The following is a 17,590-nucleotide window of genomic DNA, read 5'->3' as shown; positions in this document are numbered from 1 at the left end:
GAGTGATTGACACATTCCAATCACTCAATGACACTCGTGCGGGTGACCTCCCTGTGGTTTCATCGCGACTTCAGGCAGCTGTGGGCAGGCGATACCGCCAGCCAGTTCGGCACGTTCGTCGGGCACACCGTGCTGCCGTTGCTCGCCGCGACGGTGCTCGGGGCGACGCCGTTCGAGATGGGACTGCTGACGGCGGCCGAGCACGCCGCGTTCCTGCTGCTGGGGCTACCCGCCGGAGTCTGGGTGGACCGGATGCGCCGCAAGCCGCTCATGCTGCGGGCCGACCTCGTGCGCGGCACCCTGCTGCTCACCGTGCCGCTGGCGTGGTGGGCCGGCGTGCTCACCCTGCCCCACCTGATCGTCGTGGCCCTGCTCGTGAGCGTGTGCACGCTGTTCTTCGACGTCGCCTACCAGTCGTACCTGCCGTTCCTCGTCGGACGCGAGAAGCTGGTGGAGGGCAACGCGAAGCTGCAGGTGAGCCAGTCGGTCGCGCAAGTGACCGGACCTGGCCTCGCCGGAGTGCTCGCCCAGGTACTCGGCGCGGCCAACGCCGTCACCGCCGTCGGGCTGAGCTACTTCGCCTCGGCGGCGAACCTGCGCCGGATCCGCGCCGTCGAGCCGGAACCCGAGCCGAAGCGAGACCGCAGGCTGCTGCCCGAGATCGGTGAGGGCCTGCGCTTCGTGTTCGGCAACCCCAACCTGCGCGCCATCACCACCTGCACCGCCGTGGCCAACCTGGCGGGAGCCGGGCTCACCGCGGTACAGGTGCTGTTCCTGACCCGCCACGTGGGCCTGTCCCCCGCCGGTGTCGGCTTCGTACTCGCGGGCGCCGGGGTCGGCGGCGTGCTCGGCGCGCTGACCGCGAGCCGGTGGATGCGGCTGCTCGGGCAGGCCAGGGCCGTGTGGCTCGTACCGCTGCTGACCTGGCCCGCCCAGCTGCTCGTGCCGCTCGCCGCGCCGGGCTGGCGTGCCTCGCTGGCGGGCGTCGGCCTCGCCATCGCGGGAGTCGGCATCGTCGTCTACAACGTCGCGCAGGTCAGCTACCGACAGGCGATCTGCCCCGATCGCCTGCTCGGCCGAATGAACGCGAGCGTTCGGTGCGTCGTGTGGGGCGCGATGCCCATCGGCGCGCTGCTCGGCGGTGTGCTGGGCGAGTGGATCGGGGTGCCCGCGACCATGTGGGTCACGGCCTCGGTGCTCGTCTCGTCGGTGCTGCTGGTGGTGTGCTCACCGCTGCGGAAGCTGCGCGACATCCCGCGAACCCCCGCCGTGGCCTAGAGGCTGTTCCACCACGACTCGTCGAGCTCGCCCCTGCCGACGAACACCGCGGGCCCGGTGAGCGTGGAGGCGCCGCGCTCGACGGTGACCGTCACCCTGCCACCGGGTACATCCACAGTGGACTCACCGCTGTCGGTGCCTGCCAGATGCAGGGTCGCGGCGACCGCGGCCACGGTGCCTGTGCCACACGCCCTCGTCTCGCCGACCCCGCGCTCGTACACTCGCATCCGCAGCGACTCGGCGTCGAGGACGTTGACGAACTCCAGGTTGACGCCGTCGGGGAAGAAGTCACCGTCGTAGCGCGGGGCGTCGGCCAGCTCCAGCGTCGCGACGTCGTCGTCGAGCGCGGACACCAGGTGCGGGTTGCCGACGTCGACGGCGACTCCGGAGAGCTCGCGGCCACCGACGATCGCCACCGACGTGCCCGTGATCCGCGCCGGTCCCATGTGGACGGTGACGGAGCGGTCGGGGTGCACCCGGACCGGCCGGTCTCCCGCCCTGGTGCCGACGACGAAGTCGGACCCCTGCTCGAGGCCCGCCTCCACGAGGTAGCGAGCGAACACGCGCACACCGTTGCCGCACATCTCGGCGATCGAGCCGTCGGCGTTGCGGTAGTCCATGAACCACTCGCCCTCCGACTCGACGCCGAGGGCGGCCGAGCGGACGACGCGCAGCACGCCGTCGGCGCCGAGGCCACGGCGGCGATCGCAGAGCGCGGCGACCCGCGCCTGCGTCAGCTCCAGCCTGGCCGACGCGTCGGGCAACAGCACGAAGTCGTTCTGCGTGCCGTGCCCCTTCAGGAACTCGATCCCACCCATGACACCAAGATTACGGGGCGAGCCAGGAGAGGACGTGATCGGTCAGCCCCTCGGCCGCTCCGTCGAACCAGTGGATCCGCTTGTCCCGGCGAAACCACGAGCGCTGCTTGCGCACGAAGCGCCGGGTGGCCTGCGCGGTCGCCGCGGCGGCCCCCGCGAAGTCGGTCGAGTCCTCGTCGAACGCGGCGAGCACCTGCTGGTAGCCGAGGGCGCGGGGGGCCGTCTTTCCCTCACGCAGGCCCAGCTTCTCCAGCGCCCGCACCTCGGCGACGAGCCCGGCCTCGAACATGTGCTCCACCCGCAGGTCCACGCGGGCGTCGAGCTCGGCGACCTCGCGGTCGACGCCGACGAGCACCGTGCCGTAGCGCGGTTCGCCCGGTGTCGGCAGGTTGGCCGAGAACGGCTCGCCGGTGATCGCGATGACCTCCAGCGCTCGCACGATGCGGCGCACGTTGGTCGGCAGGATCGTGGCGGCCGCCGCCGGGTCGACCTCGGCGAGGCGGTCGTACAGCACCCGCGTACCCAGCCGCTCGGCCTCCAGCTCCAGTTCGGCGCGCACGGCCGGATCGGTGCCGGGAAAGCGCAGGTCGTCGAGCACGGCCTGCACGTAGAGGCCCGAACCGCCGACCAGCACCGGCACGCGGCCCGCCGCGAGCAACCGCTCGACCTCGGCACGCGCGTCGCGCTGGTAGGCGGCCACCGAGGCTGCCTCGGTCACGTCGAGGACGTCGAGCAGGTGGTGAGCGACGCCGCGCCGCTCGTCGGCGGTCGCCTTGGCCGTGCCGATGTCCATGCCGCGGTAGAGCTGCATGGCGTCGGCGTTGATCACCTCGCCGCCAAGCGCGAGCGCCAGCTCCACCCCGAGCGCCGTCTTGCCGGTGGCGGTGGGGCCGACGACGGCGACGGCGACGGGCCTGATCACGACCGCTCCCAGGCGGCCACGTGGTAGGCCACGCCGAGTTCGGTTCCGGAGTGGAGCAGCTCGGCGTGCCACGTGCCCGTGCCGGCCACGGCGGCCAGCACCTGCCACGACGCTCTGCCCTCGGCGCCCAGTTCGGCCGCGAGCACCGGGTCGAGTGCCCGCAGCGCGTCGCGGTCGGCGCCGGCCAGTGCCTCGCGCACGAGCGCGTCGAAACCCTCCGCCCGCTCGTCGGCGCCACCGGGCGACGCGGCGCCGTGGCGGTTCGAGCCGTCGCCGAGCACCAGCAGGCCCACCTCGTCCTCGCGCGCGGCGAGCCGTGCGCCGACGGCCGCGCACTCCGCGGGAGTCACCGACGGGGACAGCAGCTCGACCTCGACCGCGTCGGCCCCCGCACGCTCGCGCAGCCACCCCGCGAGCAGCACGGGAAGGGGCAGGTCGGCGGGTTCTCCCGCGTGGGGGGCCGCGTCGAGCGCGACGCGCACGTCGACACCGAAACCGCGGAACGTCCCGCACACCGGCGGCGGAATCGGGCAAGCTTGAGCGGTGGTTCCCACGGCGATCCAACGGGCCGGAAGCCGCTTCACAGCGGTCACACAGGCTTCGCGAAGACTGGCGGTCTCCTCCACGGCCCCCGGCGCGAGTTCGGGGACGAGGAGCGGGGGCTGGGGCACCACCACGGCACGCGTGATCACGCGTTCCGAGGTTACCCGGCGCGCCCGGAGAGGTACGTCTTGAGGCATGAGGTACCCAGAACCGCGCTGACCTGTTTGAATGCGGTCTTGGAACCCAACACGCAACACCCGGCCCCGCCGACAGCGGGGCGCCCGCGCAGCGGCGGGCCTACAGGCGAGAAGGAGCCGGCCATGGCCGAGCAGAACACCCCGAACGGCAGCGATGTTCCGGCGCCGCACCAGGTGCCGCACACCCCGGCTGGCGCGCACGCCGCTCCGGCGGTGCCGCCCGCCGAACCCCACCCGGAACGCTGGGGCCGCATCGACGAGGACGGCGCGGTGTTCGTGCGCTCGTCCGAGGGCGAACGGCAGATCGGCGTGTGGCAGGCAGGGTCGGCCGACGAAGGTCTCACGCACTTCGCCCGCCGGTTCGACGACCTGCGCACAGAGGTGGAGCTGCTCGAGACTCGCCTGACGTCGGGTGCGGGTGACCCCAAGCAGGCGCTCACCAGCGCGACGCAGCTGCGCGACGGGCTCGCCGAAGCCGCCGTCGTCGGCGACCTCGACGCCCTGCGGGCGCGCGTCGAGCACGTCATCTCGCACGCCGAGCGCGCGCTGTCCGAGGTCAAGCAGGAGCGCGAGCAGGCGAGGGCCGCCGCGGTCGGCCGCAAGCAGGCGCTGGCGGAGGAGGCCGAGGCCATCGCCGCCGAGTCCACCCAGTGGAAGGCCGCGGGCGACCGGCTGCGCACGATCCTCGACGAGTGGAAGACGATCAAGGGCGTCGACCGCAAGACCGACGACGAGCTGTGGCGCCGATTCTCCAAGGCCCGCGAGGCGTTCAACCGCCGCAGGGGCTCCCACTTCGCCGAGCTCGACAAGCAGCGCGCGACGGCGAAGCGCCGCAAGGAGGAGCTCATCGAGGAGGCGGAGTCGATGGCCGGCTCCACCGACTGGGGGCCGACGGCGGGCCGCTACAAGGACCTCATGGCCGAGTGGAAGGCCGCCGGCCGGGCGCCGAAGGACACCGACGAGGCGCTGTGGCAGCGGTTCCGCGCCGCGCAGGACGCGTTCTTCGCCGCACGCTCGGCCGCGTTCTCGGAGCGCGACGCCGAGTTCGCCGACAACGCCGCGCGCAAGGAGGAGCTGCTCGCCGAGGCCGAGAAGATCGACCCGGCGGCCAACCTCGACGCCGCGAAGTCGCAGCTGCGCAAGATCCAGGAGCGCTGGGACGAGATCGGGAAGGTGCCGAGGGAGCGCATCCGCGAGCTCGACGGCAGGCTCAAGTCCGTACAGGACGGAGTGCGCTCGGCCGAGGACTCGAAGTGGCGGCGCACCGACCCGGAGGCGCAGGCCCGGGTGGCGCAGTTCCGCGAGCGCGTCGAGCAGTTCGAGTCGCAGTCGGCCAAGGCCCGCGCGGCCGGCGACGAGCGCCGCGCCAAGAAGGCCGACGAGCAGGCCGCACAGTGGCGCGAGTGGCTGCGGGCCGCCGAGGCGGCTGTCGCCGACCGCTGACGTCGACGGGCACCGGTGCGCGGATCGCGCCGGTGCCCGATTGGTCTTGTGAAAGGCCGGGGATTTCACCACCGGCACCACGTGCCGAAGCGCTGCTCGACGCGGGTCCGGATCACCGGGACGGCACCTTTTCCGTTTCCGGCCGGATTCCTTGCGCCCCATCGGGAACCGCATCCTCGGCTACATGGAGCCGGTTCAGGAAACGCGGGCGCTTCGCCGCTACCGCATCGCCGCGATCGTTCTCGGAATTGGGTTCTCCGTCGCCACGGCGCTCGCGGTGTTGTTGCTGATGCAGCGCGCGGACGTCACCCCGCCCACGACCGAGGGCGGGATGACGTCCTTCTCGCGGCGCTGCTACTCCACTGTCGACCCGTGCTGAGCCAGGCCGGTCAGGCCCTGGCCCTGCGCGTGACGGCGGCGACCAGCGACACCCCGCGCCGCGTGCCGTCGGGGTAGGAGACGCAGCCGACCACGTCCGGCCTGCTCAGCGCGGCGTCGACGCCCTCGCCGCCGCCGTGCAGCAGGGTGAAGGGCAGTCCGTGGCGAGCGGCGAGCGCGGTCGCGATCGCCAGAGCGGGGCCCGCCGGTTCGGTCGCCTTGACGATCGCCGCGTTGCCCGCCAGCACCTGCACGAGCATCGCGTGCACCAGCGTGGCGGCCGGGCACTGTGCCTCGGCGATATTGCTGACCGGGCCGCGCAACGGATCGCGGCCCGCGATCAGACCCTCGATCCGCTCGGCGCACTCGCGGGTCTCGGCGAGCCCGTCGGCGAAACCCCCGCCACCGGCCAGCCGGTCGAGCAGCTCCCGGTGTGCGGCGAGGTCGTCGAGGGTGGCGTCGACGCGCAGCCTGCGTTCGGTGAGCGGCGCGAGGGTCCACGTGCGGTGTTCGTTGAGTCCGGCGCGCACGGCCCTGGCAGCGTCGGCGGCCTCGAGTTCGGGAACGCCGTCCGCGCGCCACAGCCCGCCCCAGAAGTTGAGCGGCCTGCCAGCCCGGAACGCCTCTGGCGCCACGGTGCCCGCCGCGGGCTCCACGCTGACCGTCATCGGGCACCTCCCTGTGCGGCGGCGAGCGCTGGCGCCGCTGTCGTGACGTGGACATTGAGCAGATCGGCGAGCGCGTTCACCACGCGCAGCGTCGGCACGGCGACGTCGGCCAGGTCTGCCAGCTCGACCACCGCGGCGAGGATCGCGTCGAGCTCGAGCGGCTTGCCCTTCTCCAGGTCCTGGAGCGTGGACGTCTTGTGCTCGCCGGTGCGCTCGGCGCCCGCGAGCCTGCGCTCGATGGAGACGTCGGTGCGCACGCCCAGCGCGGTGGCGACGTCGAGGGTCTCGCGCATCATCTCCACCACGAGCGCGCGCGTGTTGTCGTGCCGGCAGATCCCGGCCATCGTCGCTCTGGCGAGCGCACTGATGGGGTTGAACGCGATGTTGCCCATCAGCTTGACCCAGATGTCCTTGCGCAGGTCGGGTTCCACCGGGCACTTGAGCCCGCCCGCCACCATCGCGTCGGCGAACTCGGTGCAGCGCGCCGAGGTCGTGCCGTCAGGTTCGCCGATCGAGAGGCGGGTGCCCTCGAGGTGGCGCACCACGCCAGGTTCGGCGAGCTCGGTGGCCGCGTAGACCACGCAGCCGATGGCCCGTTCGGGCGCCAGCACCGCACTGACGGCGCCGCCGGGGTCGACCGCCTCGACGCGACGGCCCTCGTGCGGTCCCTGCACTCCGTGGAAGTACCACCACGGGATGCCGTTCTGTGCGGCGATCAACGACGTGTGCGGGCCGAGCAGTGGTTGCACCAGTGCGCCCGCACCCGCGTACTGGTTCGCCTTGAGGCCGAGGAAGACGTGGTCGACAGGGCCGATCTCCGCGGGGTTGTCGGTGGCGTGCGGCCTGGCCGCGAAGTCTCCCCTCGGACTGAGCACACGCACTCCCGACTCGCGCATGGCTTCCAGGTTCGCGCCGCGGGCGACGAGGTGGACCTCGGCTCCCGCTCGATCAAGGCTGGCGCCGACATACGCACCGATGGCGCCGGCACCGAGAACAGCAACTTTCACGGTGACTCCGTTCTTGGCCGTTTCTTCGCGCCGCCTCCGGGTGTAGAGAAGAGCAACACCGGAGCGGGCGCCGACAGGAAGGACGGGTCGCGTCCGAAGTGGAAGATGACTTGCCAGCAAGTTGTATGCAGTATACGGTATGGCAAGCTCCGGTCAATGGGTCCGACCAGGGAGGTGCGGTTCAATGAACGAACTGCGGAAGTGGACGGCGACCGTCTGCGCCGACCTCGGACTCGACGCCGATCAGTGCGACCACGCGCTGATACTGGCGCTGGCTCGCGACGCGGGCAGAACCGTCGCCCGACCCGCAGCTCCCATCACGGCCTTCCTCGTCGGCATGGCCGTCGCGCGCGGTCTCCCGCCAGCCGAAGCCGCCTCGCGGCTCGACGCGCTGACCCGCGACTGGCCCCGCTTCGACTGGCGCGACTGAGGAATCAGGCCAACCGGCTTTCGGCTCTGGACAACACGTTGATCGAGGGCCACGATAACTCCATATGGTATGCAGTATGCGGTAGTCAGCAAGGTCTGCACGGTCTAAGGAGTGACGACGCACATGGGGCAGATGTCCAAGACAGAGCCGGCCAGCGCGGGTCAGCCGAGCGAGCTGGCCGCCACGAACGGTGAGCCACAGCTGATCTCCGGCGGACACCTGGTGGCGAAAGCGCTGAAGGCAGAGGGCGTGGACGTGATCTTCACGCTCTGCGGTGGCCACATCATCGACATCTACGACGGCTGCGTCGACGAGGGCATCGACGTGATCGACGTACGGCACGAGCAGGTGGCCGCGCACGCGGCCGACGGCTACGCCCGCGTGACCGGGAAACCCGGGTGCGCGGTGGTCACCGCCGGACCAGGCACCACCGACGCCGTCACCGGCGTCGCCAACGCCTTCCGCGCGGAGAGCCCCATGCTGCTGATCGGCGGGCAGGGAGCGCTGTCGCAGCACAAGATGGGCTCACTGCAGGACCTTCCGCACGTCGACATGATGGCGCCGATCACCAAGTTCGCCGCCACCGTGCCGGCCACCGAGCGCGCGGCCGACATCGTCTCGATGGCCTTCCGCGAGTGTTTCCACGGCGCACCGGGGCCATCGTTTCTCGAGATCCCCCGCGACGTCCTCGACGCGAAGGTCCCGGTCGACAAGGCCCGAGTGCCCAAGGCCGGGGCCTTCCGTGCTTCTACGCGCAGTGTGGGCGATCCCGCCGACATCGAGCGCCTCGCCGACCTGATCGTCAAGGCCGAGAAACCGTGCGTGCTGCTGGGCAGCCAGGTCTGGACGTGCCGGGCCACCGACTCGGCCATCGAGTTCGTCCGCACCCTCAACGTGCCCGCCTTCATGAACGGCTCCGGACGCGGCACGCTCGCCCCCAACGATCCGCACCACCTGCAGCTGGCTCGCCGCTACGCGTTCCAGAACGCCGACCTCATCATCATCGTCGGCACGCCGTTCGACTTCCGCATGGGTTACGGCAAGCGGCTCTCCCCCGACGCCACGGTCGTGCAGATCGACCTCGACTACCGCACCGTCGGCAAGAACCGCGACGTGGACCTCGGCATCGTCGGCGACGCGGGCCTCGTGCTCTCCGCCGTCACCCAGGCCACGTCGGGTCGCGTCGACAACGGCGCGGTGGGCCGCAAGGCGTGGCTGGAGGAGCTGCGCGGTGTCGAGACCGCGGCCTACGAGAAGCGGCTGCCCCGGCAGCTCTCCGACTCGAGCCCCATCGACCCGTACCGGCTCGTGCACGAGATCAACGAGTTCCTCACCCCCAACTCCATCTACATCGGCGACGGCGGCGACATCGTCACCTTCTCCGGCCAGGTGGTGCAGCCGAAATCGCCGGGTCACTGGATGGACCCCGGTCCACTCGGGACACTCGGCGTCGGCGTCCCGTTCGTCATGGCGGCGAAGTACGCGCGGCCCGACGCCGAGGTCGTGGCACTGTTCGGCGACGGCGCGTTCAGCCTCACCGGCTGGGACTTCGAGACGCTCGTGCGGTTCAACCTCCCGTTCATCGGCATCATCGGCAACAACTCGTCGATGAACCAGATCCGCTACGGCCAGATCCAGAAGTACGGCGAGGACCGCGGCCGGATCGGCAACACGCTCGGCGACATCCCCTACGGCGAGTTCGCGAAGATGCTCGGCGGCTACGGCGAAGAGGTTCGCGACCCCGCCGACATCCGTCCCGCACTGGAGCGCGCCCGCGAGTCGGGCAAGCCGTCACTGATCAACGTGTGGGTCGACCCGGAGGTCTACGCCCCGGGAACGATGAACCAGACCATGTACAAGTAACGCCAAAGGGGCTTGCACCATGGGAAAAGCACTCGAGGGTGTCCGCGTTCTCGACATGACGCACGTCCAGTCAGGTCCGTCGTGCACGCAGATCCTGGCCTGGCTCGGCGCCGATGTCGTGAAGCTGGAAGCGCCGACCGGTGACATCACGCGCAAGCAGCTACGCGATCTGCCCGATGTGGACAGTCTTTACTTCACGATGCTCAACAGCAACAAGCGCAGCATCACCCTCAACATGAAGAGCGAAGAGGGCAAGCGGATCTTCACCGAGATGCTGCCGAAGTTCGACGTGCTCGCCGAGAACTTCGGGCCCGGCGCCGTCGACCGCATGGGCTTCACCTGGGAGCGCCTGCAGCAGATCAACCCCCGACTCGTCTACGCCTCCATCAAGGGGTTCGGCGACGGCCCCTACACCCACTTCAAGGCCTACGAAGTGGTGGCGCAGGCGATGGGCGGCTCGATGAGCACCACCGGGTTCGAGGACGGGCCGCCCCTGGCCACCGGCGCGCAGATCGGCGACTCGGGCACCGGCATCCACACCGTCGCCGGCATCCTCGCCGCCCTGTTCCAGCGGGAGCAGACCGGCACGGGCCAGCGCGTCACGGTCGCCATGCAGCACGCGGTGCTGAACCTGTGCCGCGTCAAACTGCGCGACCAGCAGCGCCTGGAACACGGGGCGCTGGCCGAGTACCCGAACGACGAGTTCGGCGACACGGTGCCGCGCTCGGGCAACGCCTCGGGCGGCGGGCAGCCCGGCTGGGCCGTGCAGTGCGCGCCGGGCGGGCCGAACGACTACATCTACGTGATCGTGCAGCCCGTCGGCTGGGGACCCATCACCAAGCTCATCGGCAGACCCGAGCTCGCCGACGACCCGGACTGGGCGACGCCCGAGGCCAGGCTGGACAAGCTCGACAAGATGTTCCAGCTGATCCAGGAGTGGAGCAGCAACCACGGCAAGTGGGAAGTACTCGCGCGGCTCAACGAGCACAACATTCCGTGCGGTCCGGTGCTGTCCACCAAGGAGATCATCGAGGACCCCTCGCTGGCCGACAACGACATGGTGCTGTCGGTCGACCACCCCAAGCGCGGCGAGTACAAGACGGTCGGCTGCCCGATCAAGCTGTCCGACTCGACCGTCGACGTCCTGCGCTCGCCGCTGCTGGGCGAACACAACGAAGAGATCTACGTGAGTGAGCTCGGCCTGGACACGGACCGGTTCACCGAACTCAAGGCGAATGGAGTGATCTGAGGATGCCGGCTCCAGACAAGGCAGCGGTCCGCGAGATCATCGACAAGGTACGCGCGGAAGGCCGCGAGGGACTCACGGCGCCGGAGGGCAAGCTGGTCGCCGACGCCTACGGCATCCCAACCCCCGCAGAGGGTCTCGCCACCACCGCGGACGAGGCGGCGAAGCTGGCAGGTGAGATCGGCGGCTCCGTGGTCTGCAAGATCGTCTCTCCCGACATCCTGCACAAGACCGAGGCCGGTGGCGTGATCGTCGGCGTCACCGGGGCCGACGCCGCGCGGGAGGCGTTCGACAAGATCATGGCCAACGCCAAGGCGTACAACGCCGAGGCCACGATCGACGGCGTCCAGGTGCAGCAGATGGTCGGCGGTGGCCAGGAGGTCATCATCGGCGCCACTACCGACCCGACGTTCGGCAAGATCGTCGCGTTCGGCCTCGGCGGCGTGCTGGTGGAGGTGCTCAAGGACGTCACGTTCCGCCTCGCCCCGCTCGACGCGGCCGAGTCGAGGTCGATGGTCGACGGCATCAAGGCCGCCGAGGTGCTGCACGGCGCCCGCGGCGCGGAGCCCGTGGACATCGACGCGCTCGCCGACGTGATCCAGAAGGTCTCCGCGCTGGTCACCGACTTCCCCGAGATCAGCGAGTTCGACCTCAACCCGGTGTTCGCGAGCGGCACCGGCGCGACCGCGGCCGACATCCGCATCCTCGTCGAGACCGGCGAGGTCGCCGAGCCCGTCCGCCTGACGCAGGAGGAGATCCTGTCGTCGATGACGCGGCTGATGAACCCGCGCGCGATCGCCGTCGTCGGCGCCTCCGACCAGGAGGGCAAGATCGGCAACTCGGTGATGAAGAACCTCATCAACGGCGGGTACGCGGGCGAGATCTACCCGATCAACCCGAAGGCGGACCAGATCCTCGGGCGCACCGCCTACAAGTCGGTGAGCGACGTGCCCGGCGACGTGGACGTGGCCGTCTTCGCGGTACCGGCGAAGTTCGTGGCCGGCGCGCTCACCGAGTGCGGCGAGAAGGGCATCCCCGCCGCGGTGATGATCCCGTCCGGGTTCGCCGAGACCGGCAACCAGGAGCTGCAGGACGAGGTCGTCGAGATCGCGCACCGGTACCAGATCCGCATGCTCGGCCCGAACATCTACGGCTACTACTACACGCCGCAGAACCTGTGCGCCACGTTCTGCACGCCCTACGACGTCAAGGGCGGGGTCGCGCTGACGTCGCAGAGCGGCGGCATCGGCATGGCGATCCTCGGCTACGCGCGCACCACGAAGATGGGTGTCTCGGCGATCGTCGGACTCGGCAACAAGTCCGATGTGGACGAGGACGACCTGCTGACCTACTTCGAGCAGGACGACAACACCCAGGCCGTCGCCATGCACCTCGAGGACCTCAAGGACGGCAGGGCGTTCGTCGAGACGGCCAAGCGCATGACCAAGAAGAAGCCCGTGGTGGTGCTCAAGGCGGGCCGTACGGCGCTCGGCGCGCGGGCCGCGAGCTCGCACACCGGCGCGCTGGCCGGCGACGACAAGGTGTACGACGACATCCTCCGGCAGTCCGGCGTCGTGCGAGCGCCGGGACTCAACGAGATGCTCGACTACGCCAGGGGTCTGCCACTGCTGCCCACGCCGCAGGGCGAGAACGTCGTGATCATCACCGGTGCCGGTGGATCGGGCGTGCTGCTCTCCGACGCGTGCGTTGAGGCCGGGTTGTCCCTGATGGATATTCCGCCGGACCTGGATGAGGCGTTCCGCCGCTACATCCCGCCGTTCGGCGCGGCCGGTAACCCGATCGACATCACCGGTGGCGAGCCGCCGTCGACCTACGAGGCGACGATCCGGCTCGGGCTGGAGGACCCGCGTATCCACGCGCTGATCCTGGGTTACTGGCACACGATCGTGACGCCGCCGATGGTCTTCGCCGAACTCACCGCGCGAGTCGTGGAAGAGGCACGGGCGAAGGGCATCGACAAGCCGGTCGTCGCGTCGCTGGCAGGCGACACCGAGGTCGAGAAAGCCAGCGATTACCTGTTCGATCACCGAATCATCGCCTATCCGTACACCACCGAGCGGCCCGTCGCGGTGCTCGGCGCCAAGTATCGCTGGGCGAGGGCAGCTGGCCTGCTCAGCTAACCGGGGGCAGCCACCTCGAAAACTGGAGGTCCAATGGTGGATTCTTCGAAAGTCCCCGTGTCGGGTGCCGGCCAGCCCGGCCCCGACACGGGCAAAGCAGAACGGGTGTGGCGAGCCGGCGGGCTCGATCCCATGCCGATCCGCAAGCTGCCCGACGCTCCACCGGCCATCCACATTCTCGGCCCGACCGTGTTCCTGGTCGCGCTCGGTGTGGGGATGGGCGAGTCCTACATGTGGCCGAGGCTCGTGCTCGTCTTCGGGCCCGAGATCAGATGGCTGTTCCTGATCGGTGTCACCCTGCAGGCCGTGGTGATGCTCGAGATGGCCCGCTACGCGATGGCCACCGGCGAGAGCATCTTCACGGGTGCCGCCCGGGTGTTCAAACCGTTGATGTGGTTCTTCTTCGCGGTGGCGATACTCGTCTATGTCTGGCCGGGGCATCTCTCAGCGGGCGCCGCCGCGTTCGAGGAGATCACCGGCATACCGTGGGTGCTGACGGCGTGTATCGCACTGGTACTGGTCGGCGTGGTGTTCACGCTGGCCAAGGTGATCTACAACCTGCTCGAGAACCTGTTGTCGGTCCTCATCGGCGTACTGGTGGTGGGCACGGCGATCGTGGCGTCACTGGTCGGCAGCTGGGGTGACCTGTCGAGCACGCTGACGGGCATGTTCGCCTTCGGCTACTTCCCGTCGGAGGCGATGTCGAGCACGTGGTTCCCGATCGTGGTCGGTGCCATCGCGTTCGCGGGACCCTCCGGTATGCAGCAGATGTGGTACACGCTGCACCTGCGGGACAGCGGCGCGGGCATGGGTGCGCACGTACCCAAGATCCGCGGGCTGCGGCACGCCGCCGAGCAGGAGGAGATGCCTGCCCGCGGGTTCATGTTCGACACCGAGGACCCCGAGGAGATGAAGAAGTGGAAGGGCTGGCGGCGCTGGGTCACCTTCGACGCGCTGCTGCTCTTCTGGGGCATCACGATGCTGGTCACCGTGTCCTTCACGGTGCTGGCACAGGCGGCGGCACGGGAGAACCCGAACGTCGCGAGCCTCATCGAGGGCGGTGATCGCGACGCCGCGCTGGGCGCGATGTCCGACGCCTTCGCCTCGGTGGGCGGATCGGTGCTCGGCGGCGTGTTCTTCGGGTTCATCGCACTGATCGGTCTCAACGCGACACTCGGCCTGTTCGACTCGTTCTCGCGAGGACAGGCGGACATGACGTACTTCTTCGTGCCCGGCGCCAAGCGGTTCAAGATCTCCCACATCTACGCGTTCTTCCTGTGGGCCGTGATCATCTTCGGCATCCTGATCCTGAACTTCGGACCAGCCGACGGACCGAGTGGCGTGCTCGACATCCTCGCGTTCCTGTCCACGTTCGCGATGGGCGCGTACTGCGTCGTGCTGTTGCTGGTGAACAACAAGATGCTGCCGAAACCGATCCGGCCCAAGTGGTGGGCCAACCTGATCATCGGCTTCGGCGCGGTGTTCTACCTGGGCATGCTGTTCTACAGTCTCCTCCGGTTCGGCGTGGTCGTGAGCTAGATGGACACGACACGCCTGCTCCGGCTCGGCGAGCTCGCCCTTCCCGGGCTCGCCGTGGGACTCATCGCCGGCGCCGTCGCCGGCGGGCTGGCCGGCATCGTCGGCCAGCCCGTCGGCTGGGCACTGGTGAGCATGCTCGCGCTCGGTGTCCCGCTCGCCATCCTCGGCGGCGGATACGGCCTGCTCGTGGCCTACCGGAAGGTGCGGATCGGCGCCTTCGCGCCGGTGGCACTGTTCTGGCTCGTCGGGTTCCCGCTCGCCAGGCTCACCCACGAGGTGCTGACCTACCTCGTGCTCGCCGGCGAGCCGAGACTGCCGCCCGACGTGCTGGGTTTCCTGGCCTACCAGGGAATCATCAGTGCCGGGTTCGCCATCGGGTTCCTGTGGCTGCACGAACGCATCGCACCGCGGTGGTGGCAGCGGATGGCGCCGCGCAACCCGGTCGCCGCCGACGTATACAGCGCCTACGCGGCCTACGCGAAGCAGGTCTACGAACAACGAGAGGCACGGCGGCGCTCCCGCGGCCGCGCCACGACCCAGCAGCGCTGACCCACCCCGCACCGGCACCGTCCGCCGCACGATCGGCGGACGGTGTGGTCGGGCGTGCGCTGGAAAGGGACGACAGTGACCATTCCCGTGTGGGTCTGGCTGGTGACCATCGCCTGCCTGACCGCCATCATCTGTTTCGACTTCTACCTGGTGTCCCGCAACCCACGGCACCCCTCGCTGCGTGAGTGCACCATCTGGGTCGGCTGCTACGTCGGCCTGGCCGTCCTGTTCGGCATCGGGGTGCTCCTCATGGCGGGGCCGCAGTACGGCGGCGAGTTCTTCGCGGGCTGGATCACCGAGTACTCGCTGTCGGTGGACAACCTCTTCGTCTTCGTGATCATCATGTCGAGCTTCGCGGTGCCCAAGGAGTACCGGCAGAAGGTACTGCTGATCGGCATCGTGGTGGCGCTGCTGCTGCGCGGCCTGTTCATCGCCGTGGGCGCCGAGGCCATCACGCGCTTCGACTGGCTGTTCTACGTCTTCGGGGCGTTCCTGCTCTACACGGCGTGGAAGCTGTTGATGCACTCCGACGACGAGGACGACGAGTTCAAGGAGAACGCCGTCCTGCGCACGGCGAAGAAGTTCCTGCCCGCGACCGACGAGTACAACGGCGCGAAGCTCACGGTCAGGGTCGACGGGCGCAAGCTCGTCACGCCGATGCTCATCGTGATGATCGCGATCGGCACCACCGACCTGTTGTTCGCACTCGACTCGATCCCGGCGATCTTCGGGCTCACCAGGGAGCCGTACCTGGTGTTCACGGCCAACGCGTTCGCGCTGATGGGCCTGCGGCAGCTGTTCTTCCTCATCGGCGGCCTGCTCGACCGGCTCGTCTACCTGAGCAAGGGCCTGGCGGCGGTGCTCGGCTTCATCGGGCTGAAGCTGATCGCGGAGACCCTGCACCACCACGGTGTCTCGTGGGCGCCGGAGATCCCGATCCTGGTGTCGCTGGGCGTCATCCTCGGCACCCTCACCATCACCACGATCGCGAGCCTGATCAAGGTTCGCAGAGATCGTGCTCGCGAGCCCGAGCGGAGCGACGACCCACCGGTGGCCGCCCACAAGTCCGAGTGAGAGCGGCCCGTCCTGGCCGCGGGCCGAGCTGGCCTCGTTGACAGCTCAGGCTCGCGGTTCAGGACGAGGTCGTGCTCGGCCGCTCCTGGGCGGCACTCTGGCGGAGGAAGTCCTCGACCTCCTCGCTCGCCTTCTGGCTCTCGCGCTCCTGCGCGGTGGCCAGGCCGAGGCCCAGCACGCGCCCCTCGGCACGGAAGCCTGCCGGCTCCTGCGTGAGGGACTTCAGAAACTCTTTCCAGGTACGCATGTGCTCCAACACCTCCTCTCGAGGGCGTCGTCGAATTCCGGTGTCCGCGTCGACGCGGATCCGGTGGTCTGGGTGGAGAGAGTGCGCGTCAGACGCGCGGCGCGGTGCGCCTGCGGCGCGAGCGGACCTGTACCGGCGCCACGTCCGGTTCGGGGTTCTCGCGGCGCTGTTCGAGGTAGGACTCGCGGGTGCGCTCGGTGTGCTCGCGCATCGCCTTGGCGGCGGTGTCGGCCTCGCCAGCCTCGATGGCGTCGATCAGCCGGGCGTGCTCCTGCCAGGACTTGTTGCCGCGGTGGCGCGCGATGGGCGTGTAGTACCAGCGCACCCTGCGGTCCACCTGTGAGACGAAGTCGAGCAGCACCTGGTTGCCGGACAGCTCGGTGACGCAACGGTGCAGTTCCGCGTTGGCGGCGACCATCCCGTCGATGTCGTCGGAGGCCACGGCGGCCTCACCCTGGGCGACGAGCTTGCGCAGCCTGGCCACGCCCTCGGTGTCGGCGTTCAGCGCGGCGAGGCGGGCGGATTCGGCCTCGAGCGCCGAGCGCACCACGAGCAGCTGGTCGACCTCGGCCTCGGTGGGCGCGTGGACGAACGCACCGTAACCGGGCCGCAGATCCACCCAGCCCTCCGAGTTGAGCAGCTGCAGCGCCTCGCGAATGGGCTGACGCGAGACACCGAGCATCTCGGCGAGTTCGCTTTCCACGAGGTGCTGACCGGGAGCGAGCTGCCTGGAGATGATCAGCTCCTGCATCGCCTGGTACACCCGCTCGCGGAGCGGAACAGGCCGGTCGATACGACGAGCAGACATCTGCTGCGGCAGCTCGGTCGACGGCATGATGTACTCCCAAAGTCCGGTGACGACAGTGCTTTTCCCGGTGTTATCGGCCAATCGGTCGACTGCCTACAGCATACAATGGGCAGAATGCCCGATACTGGTGACACCCATCACTACAGCGAGTGACACCGGTCTCGTTCTCATCCACAGGATTGACCTTCTCGGCTCACTGAAACCTCGACTTATGTATACAGAATACTGTATCCTTCTTGGTGAGGCGATGTCGACCGCGACACAACCGACGAAGGGTTGGGAGCCAGTGGATCTGTACGAGTACCAGGCGAGGGACCTCTTCGCCGCCCATGGTGTGCCGGTTTTGCCGGGTGCCGTGGCGAGTAATGCGGAAGAAGCGCGTGTGGCCGCCGAGGAGATCGGTGGGCCGGTCGTGGTCAAGGCGCAGGTGAAGACCGGT

18 protein-coding genes are annotated in these 17,590 nt (G+C 69.4%); 11 read left to right on the top strand and 7 right to left on the bottom strand.

What is annotated here, in order from left to right:
* Window positions 1-27 precede the first annotated feature (27 nt).
* On the top strand, window positions 28-1,278 hold the full coding sequence (locus JHE00_RS28725; RefSeq protein ID WP_230425164.1) for an MFS transporter: 1,251 nt from the start codon (window positions 28-30) through the stop codon (window positions 1,276-1,278).
* Here JHE00_RS28725 and dapF read toward each other — a convergent pair.
* Genes dapF through JHE00_RS28710 form a run of 3 tightly spaced genes read right to left on the bottom strand, consistent with a single transcriptional unit; the run spans window position 1,275 to window position 3,710 of the window.
* The gene (gene dapF / locus JHE00_RS28720) at window positions 1,275-2,096 is read right to left on the bottom strand and encodes a diaminopimelate epimerase (protein WP_200324161.1); all 822 of its coding nucleotides are present in this window, start codon (window positions 2,094-2,096) and stop codon (window positions 1,275-1,277) included. The genes JHE00_RS28725 and dapF overlap by 4 nt on opposite strands.
* 10 nt (window positions 2,097-2,106) lie before the next feature.
* Complete coding sequence (miaA, locus tag JHE00_RS28715; protein ID WP_200324159.1) at window positions 2,107-3,018, bottom strand: tRNA (adenosine(37)-N6)-dimethylallyltransferase MiaA; 912 nt, start codon at window positions 3,016-3,018, stop codon at window positions 2,107-2,109.
* The gene (locus JHE00_RS28710; RefSeq protein WP_200324157.1) at window positions 3,015-3,710 is read right to left on the bottom strand and encodes a class III extradiol ring-cleavage dioxygenase family protein; all 696 of its coding nucleotides are present in this window, start codon (window positions 3,708-3,710) and stop codon (window positions 3,015-3,017) included. Before JHE00_RS28710 ends, miaA begins: the two co-directional genes overlap by 4 nt.
* A gap of 171 nt (window positions 3,711-3,881) precedes the next feature.
* On the opposite strand from JHE00_RS28710, the gene JHE00_RS28705 reads away from it, so the two are divergent.
* Together JHE00_RS28705 and JHE00_RS28700 are read left to right on the top strand one after the other, a co-directional pair.
* On the top strand, window positions 3,882-5,201 hold the full coding sequence (locus tag JHE00_RS28705) for a DUF349 domain-containing protein (RefSeq protein ID WP_200324155.1): 1,320 nt from the start codon (window positions 3,882-3,884) through the stop codon (window positions 5,199-5,201).
* Window positions 5,202-5,385: 184 nt separating this feature from the next.
* Window positions 5,386-5,580 (top strand): hypothetical protein, encoded by a 195-nt coding sequence (locus tag JHE00_RS28700; protein ID WP_200324153.1) that lies wholly within the window; start codon window positions 5,386-5,388, stop codon window positions 5,578-5,580.
* Between the two features lie 10 nt (window positions 5,581-5,590).
* Here JHE00_RS28700 and JHE00_RS28695 read toward each other — a convergent pair whose 3' ends face one another.
* Window positions 5,591-6,247, bottom strand: a complete 657-nt coding sequence (locus tag JHE00_RS28695) for an aldehyde dehydrogenase family protein (RefSeq protein ID WP_200324151.1) — start codon at window positions 6,245-6,247, stop codon at window positions 5,591-5,593.
* Window positions 6,244-7,254, bottom strand: a complete 1,011-nt coding sequence (locus JHE00_RS28690) for a 2-dehydropantoate 2-reductase (RefSeq protein WP_200324149.1) — start codon at window positions 7,252-7,254, stop codon at window positions 6,244-6,246. The genes JHE00_RS28695 and JHE00_RS28690 overlap by 4 nt, the downstream gene beginning before the upstream one ends.
* A 184-nt stretch (window positions 7,255-7,438) precedes the next feature.
* Between JHE00_RS28690 and JHE00_RS28685 the strand changes: the two genes are divergently transcribed.
* The 7 genes from JHE00_RS28685 to JHE00_RS28655 all read left to right on the top strand — a co-directional run bounded on the left by JHE00_RS28685 (window position 7,439) and on the right by JHE00_RS28655 (window position 16,096).
* Window positions 7,439-7,684 carry a DUF6457 domain-containing protein gene (locus tag JHE00_RS28685; protein WP_200324147.1) on the top strand — a complete coding sequence of 82 codons (246 nt, stop codon included), beginning with the start codon at window positions 7,439-7,441 and terminating at the stop codon, window positions 7,682-7,684.
* A gap of 123 nt (window positions 7,685-7,807) precedes the next feature.
* Window positions 7,808-9,547, top strand: a complete 1,740-nt coding sequence (locus JHE00_RS28680) for a thiamine pyrophosphate-binding protein (RefSeq protein WP_230425162.1) — start codon at window positions 7,808-7,810, stop codon at window positions 9,545-9,547.
* Between the two features lie 19 nt (window positions 9,548-9,566).
* A complete protein-coding gene (frc, locus tag JHE00_RS28675; protein ID WP_200324145.1) occupies window positions 9,567-10,796 on the top strand; it encodes a formyl-CoA transferase in 1,230 nt (409 codons plus the stop codon).
* A 2-nt stretch (window positions 10,797-10,798) separates the two neighbouring features.
* Complete coding sequence (locus JHE00_RS28670) at window positions 10,799-12,934, top strand: acetate--CoA ligase family protein (RefSeq protein ID WP_200324143.1); 2,136 nt, start codon at window positions 10,799-10,801, stop codon at window positions 12,932-12,934.
* Between the two features lie 33 nt (window positions 12,935-12,967).
* Window positions 12,968-14,473: an Nramp family divalent metal transporter gene (locus tag JHE00_RS28665; RefSeq protein WP_200324141.1), complete on the top strand. Its 1,506-nt coding sequence runs from the start codon at window positions 12,968-12,970 to the stop codon at window positions 14,471-14,473.
* Window positions 14,474-15,022, top strand: coding sequence for a hypothetical protein (locus tag JHE00_RS28660; protein ID WP_200324139.1), 549 nt, complete (start codon window positions 14,474-14,476; stop codon window positions 15,020-15,022). It begins immediately after the preceding gene.
* A 75-nt stretch (window positions 15,023-15,097) separates the two neighbouring features.
* The gene (locus JHE00_RS28655) at window positions 15,098-16,096 is read left to right on the top strand and encodes a TerC family protein (RefSeq protein WP_200324137.1); all 999 of its coding nucleotides are present in this window, start codon (window positions 15,098-15,100) and stop codon (window positions 16,094-16,096) included.
* A gap of 58 nt (window positions 16,097-16,154) precedes the next feature.
* Here JHE00_RS28655 and JHE00_RS28650 read toward each other — a convergent pair whose 3' ends face one another.
* Window positions 16,155-16,343, bottom strand: coding sequence for a hypothetical protein (locus JHE00_RS28650; protein WP_200324135.1), 189 nt, complete (start codon window positions 16,341-16,343; stop codon window positions 16,155-16,157).
* 88 nt (window positions 16,344-16,431) lie between these two features.
* Window positions 16,432-17,178, bottom strand: a complete 747-nt coding sequence (locus JHE00_RS28645; protein WP_200324133.1) for a GntR family transcriptional regulator — start codon at window positions 17,176-17,178, stop codon at window positions 16,432-16,434.
* Between the two features lie 259 nt (window positions 17,179-17,437).
* Between JHE00_RS28645 and JHE00_RS28640 the strand changes: the two genes are divergently transcribed.
* Window positions 17,438-17,590, top strand: a 153-nt coding sequence (locus JHE00_RS28640; RefSeq protein WP_200324131.1) for an ATP-grasp domain-containing protein, incomplete at its 3' end; no start/stop codon positions are given.

The sequence above is a fragment of the Prauserella cavernicola genome (assembly GCF_016595675.1).
In the GTDB taxonomy this organism is placed as follows: domain Bacteria; phylum Actinomycetota; class Actinomycetes; order Mycobacteriales; family Pseudonocardiaceae; genus Prauserella_A; species Prauserella_A cavernicola.
Note: the sequence above shows the minus strand (reverse complement) of the source record. Positions and strands in the feature narration are given on the sequence as shown.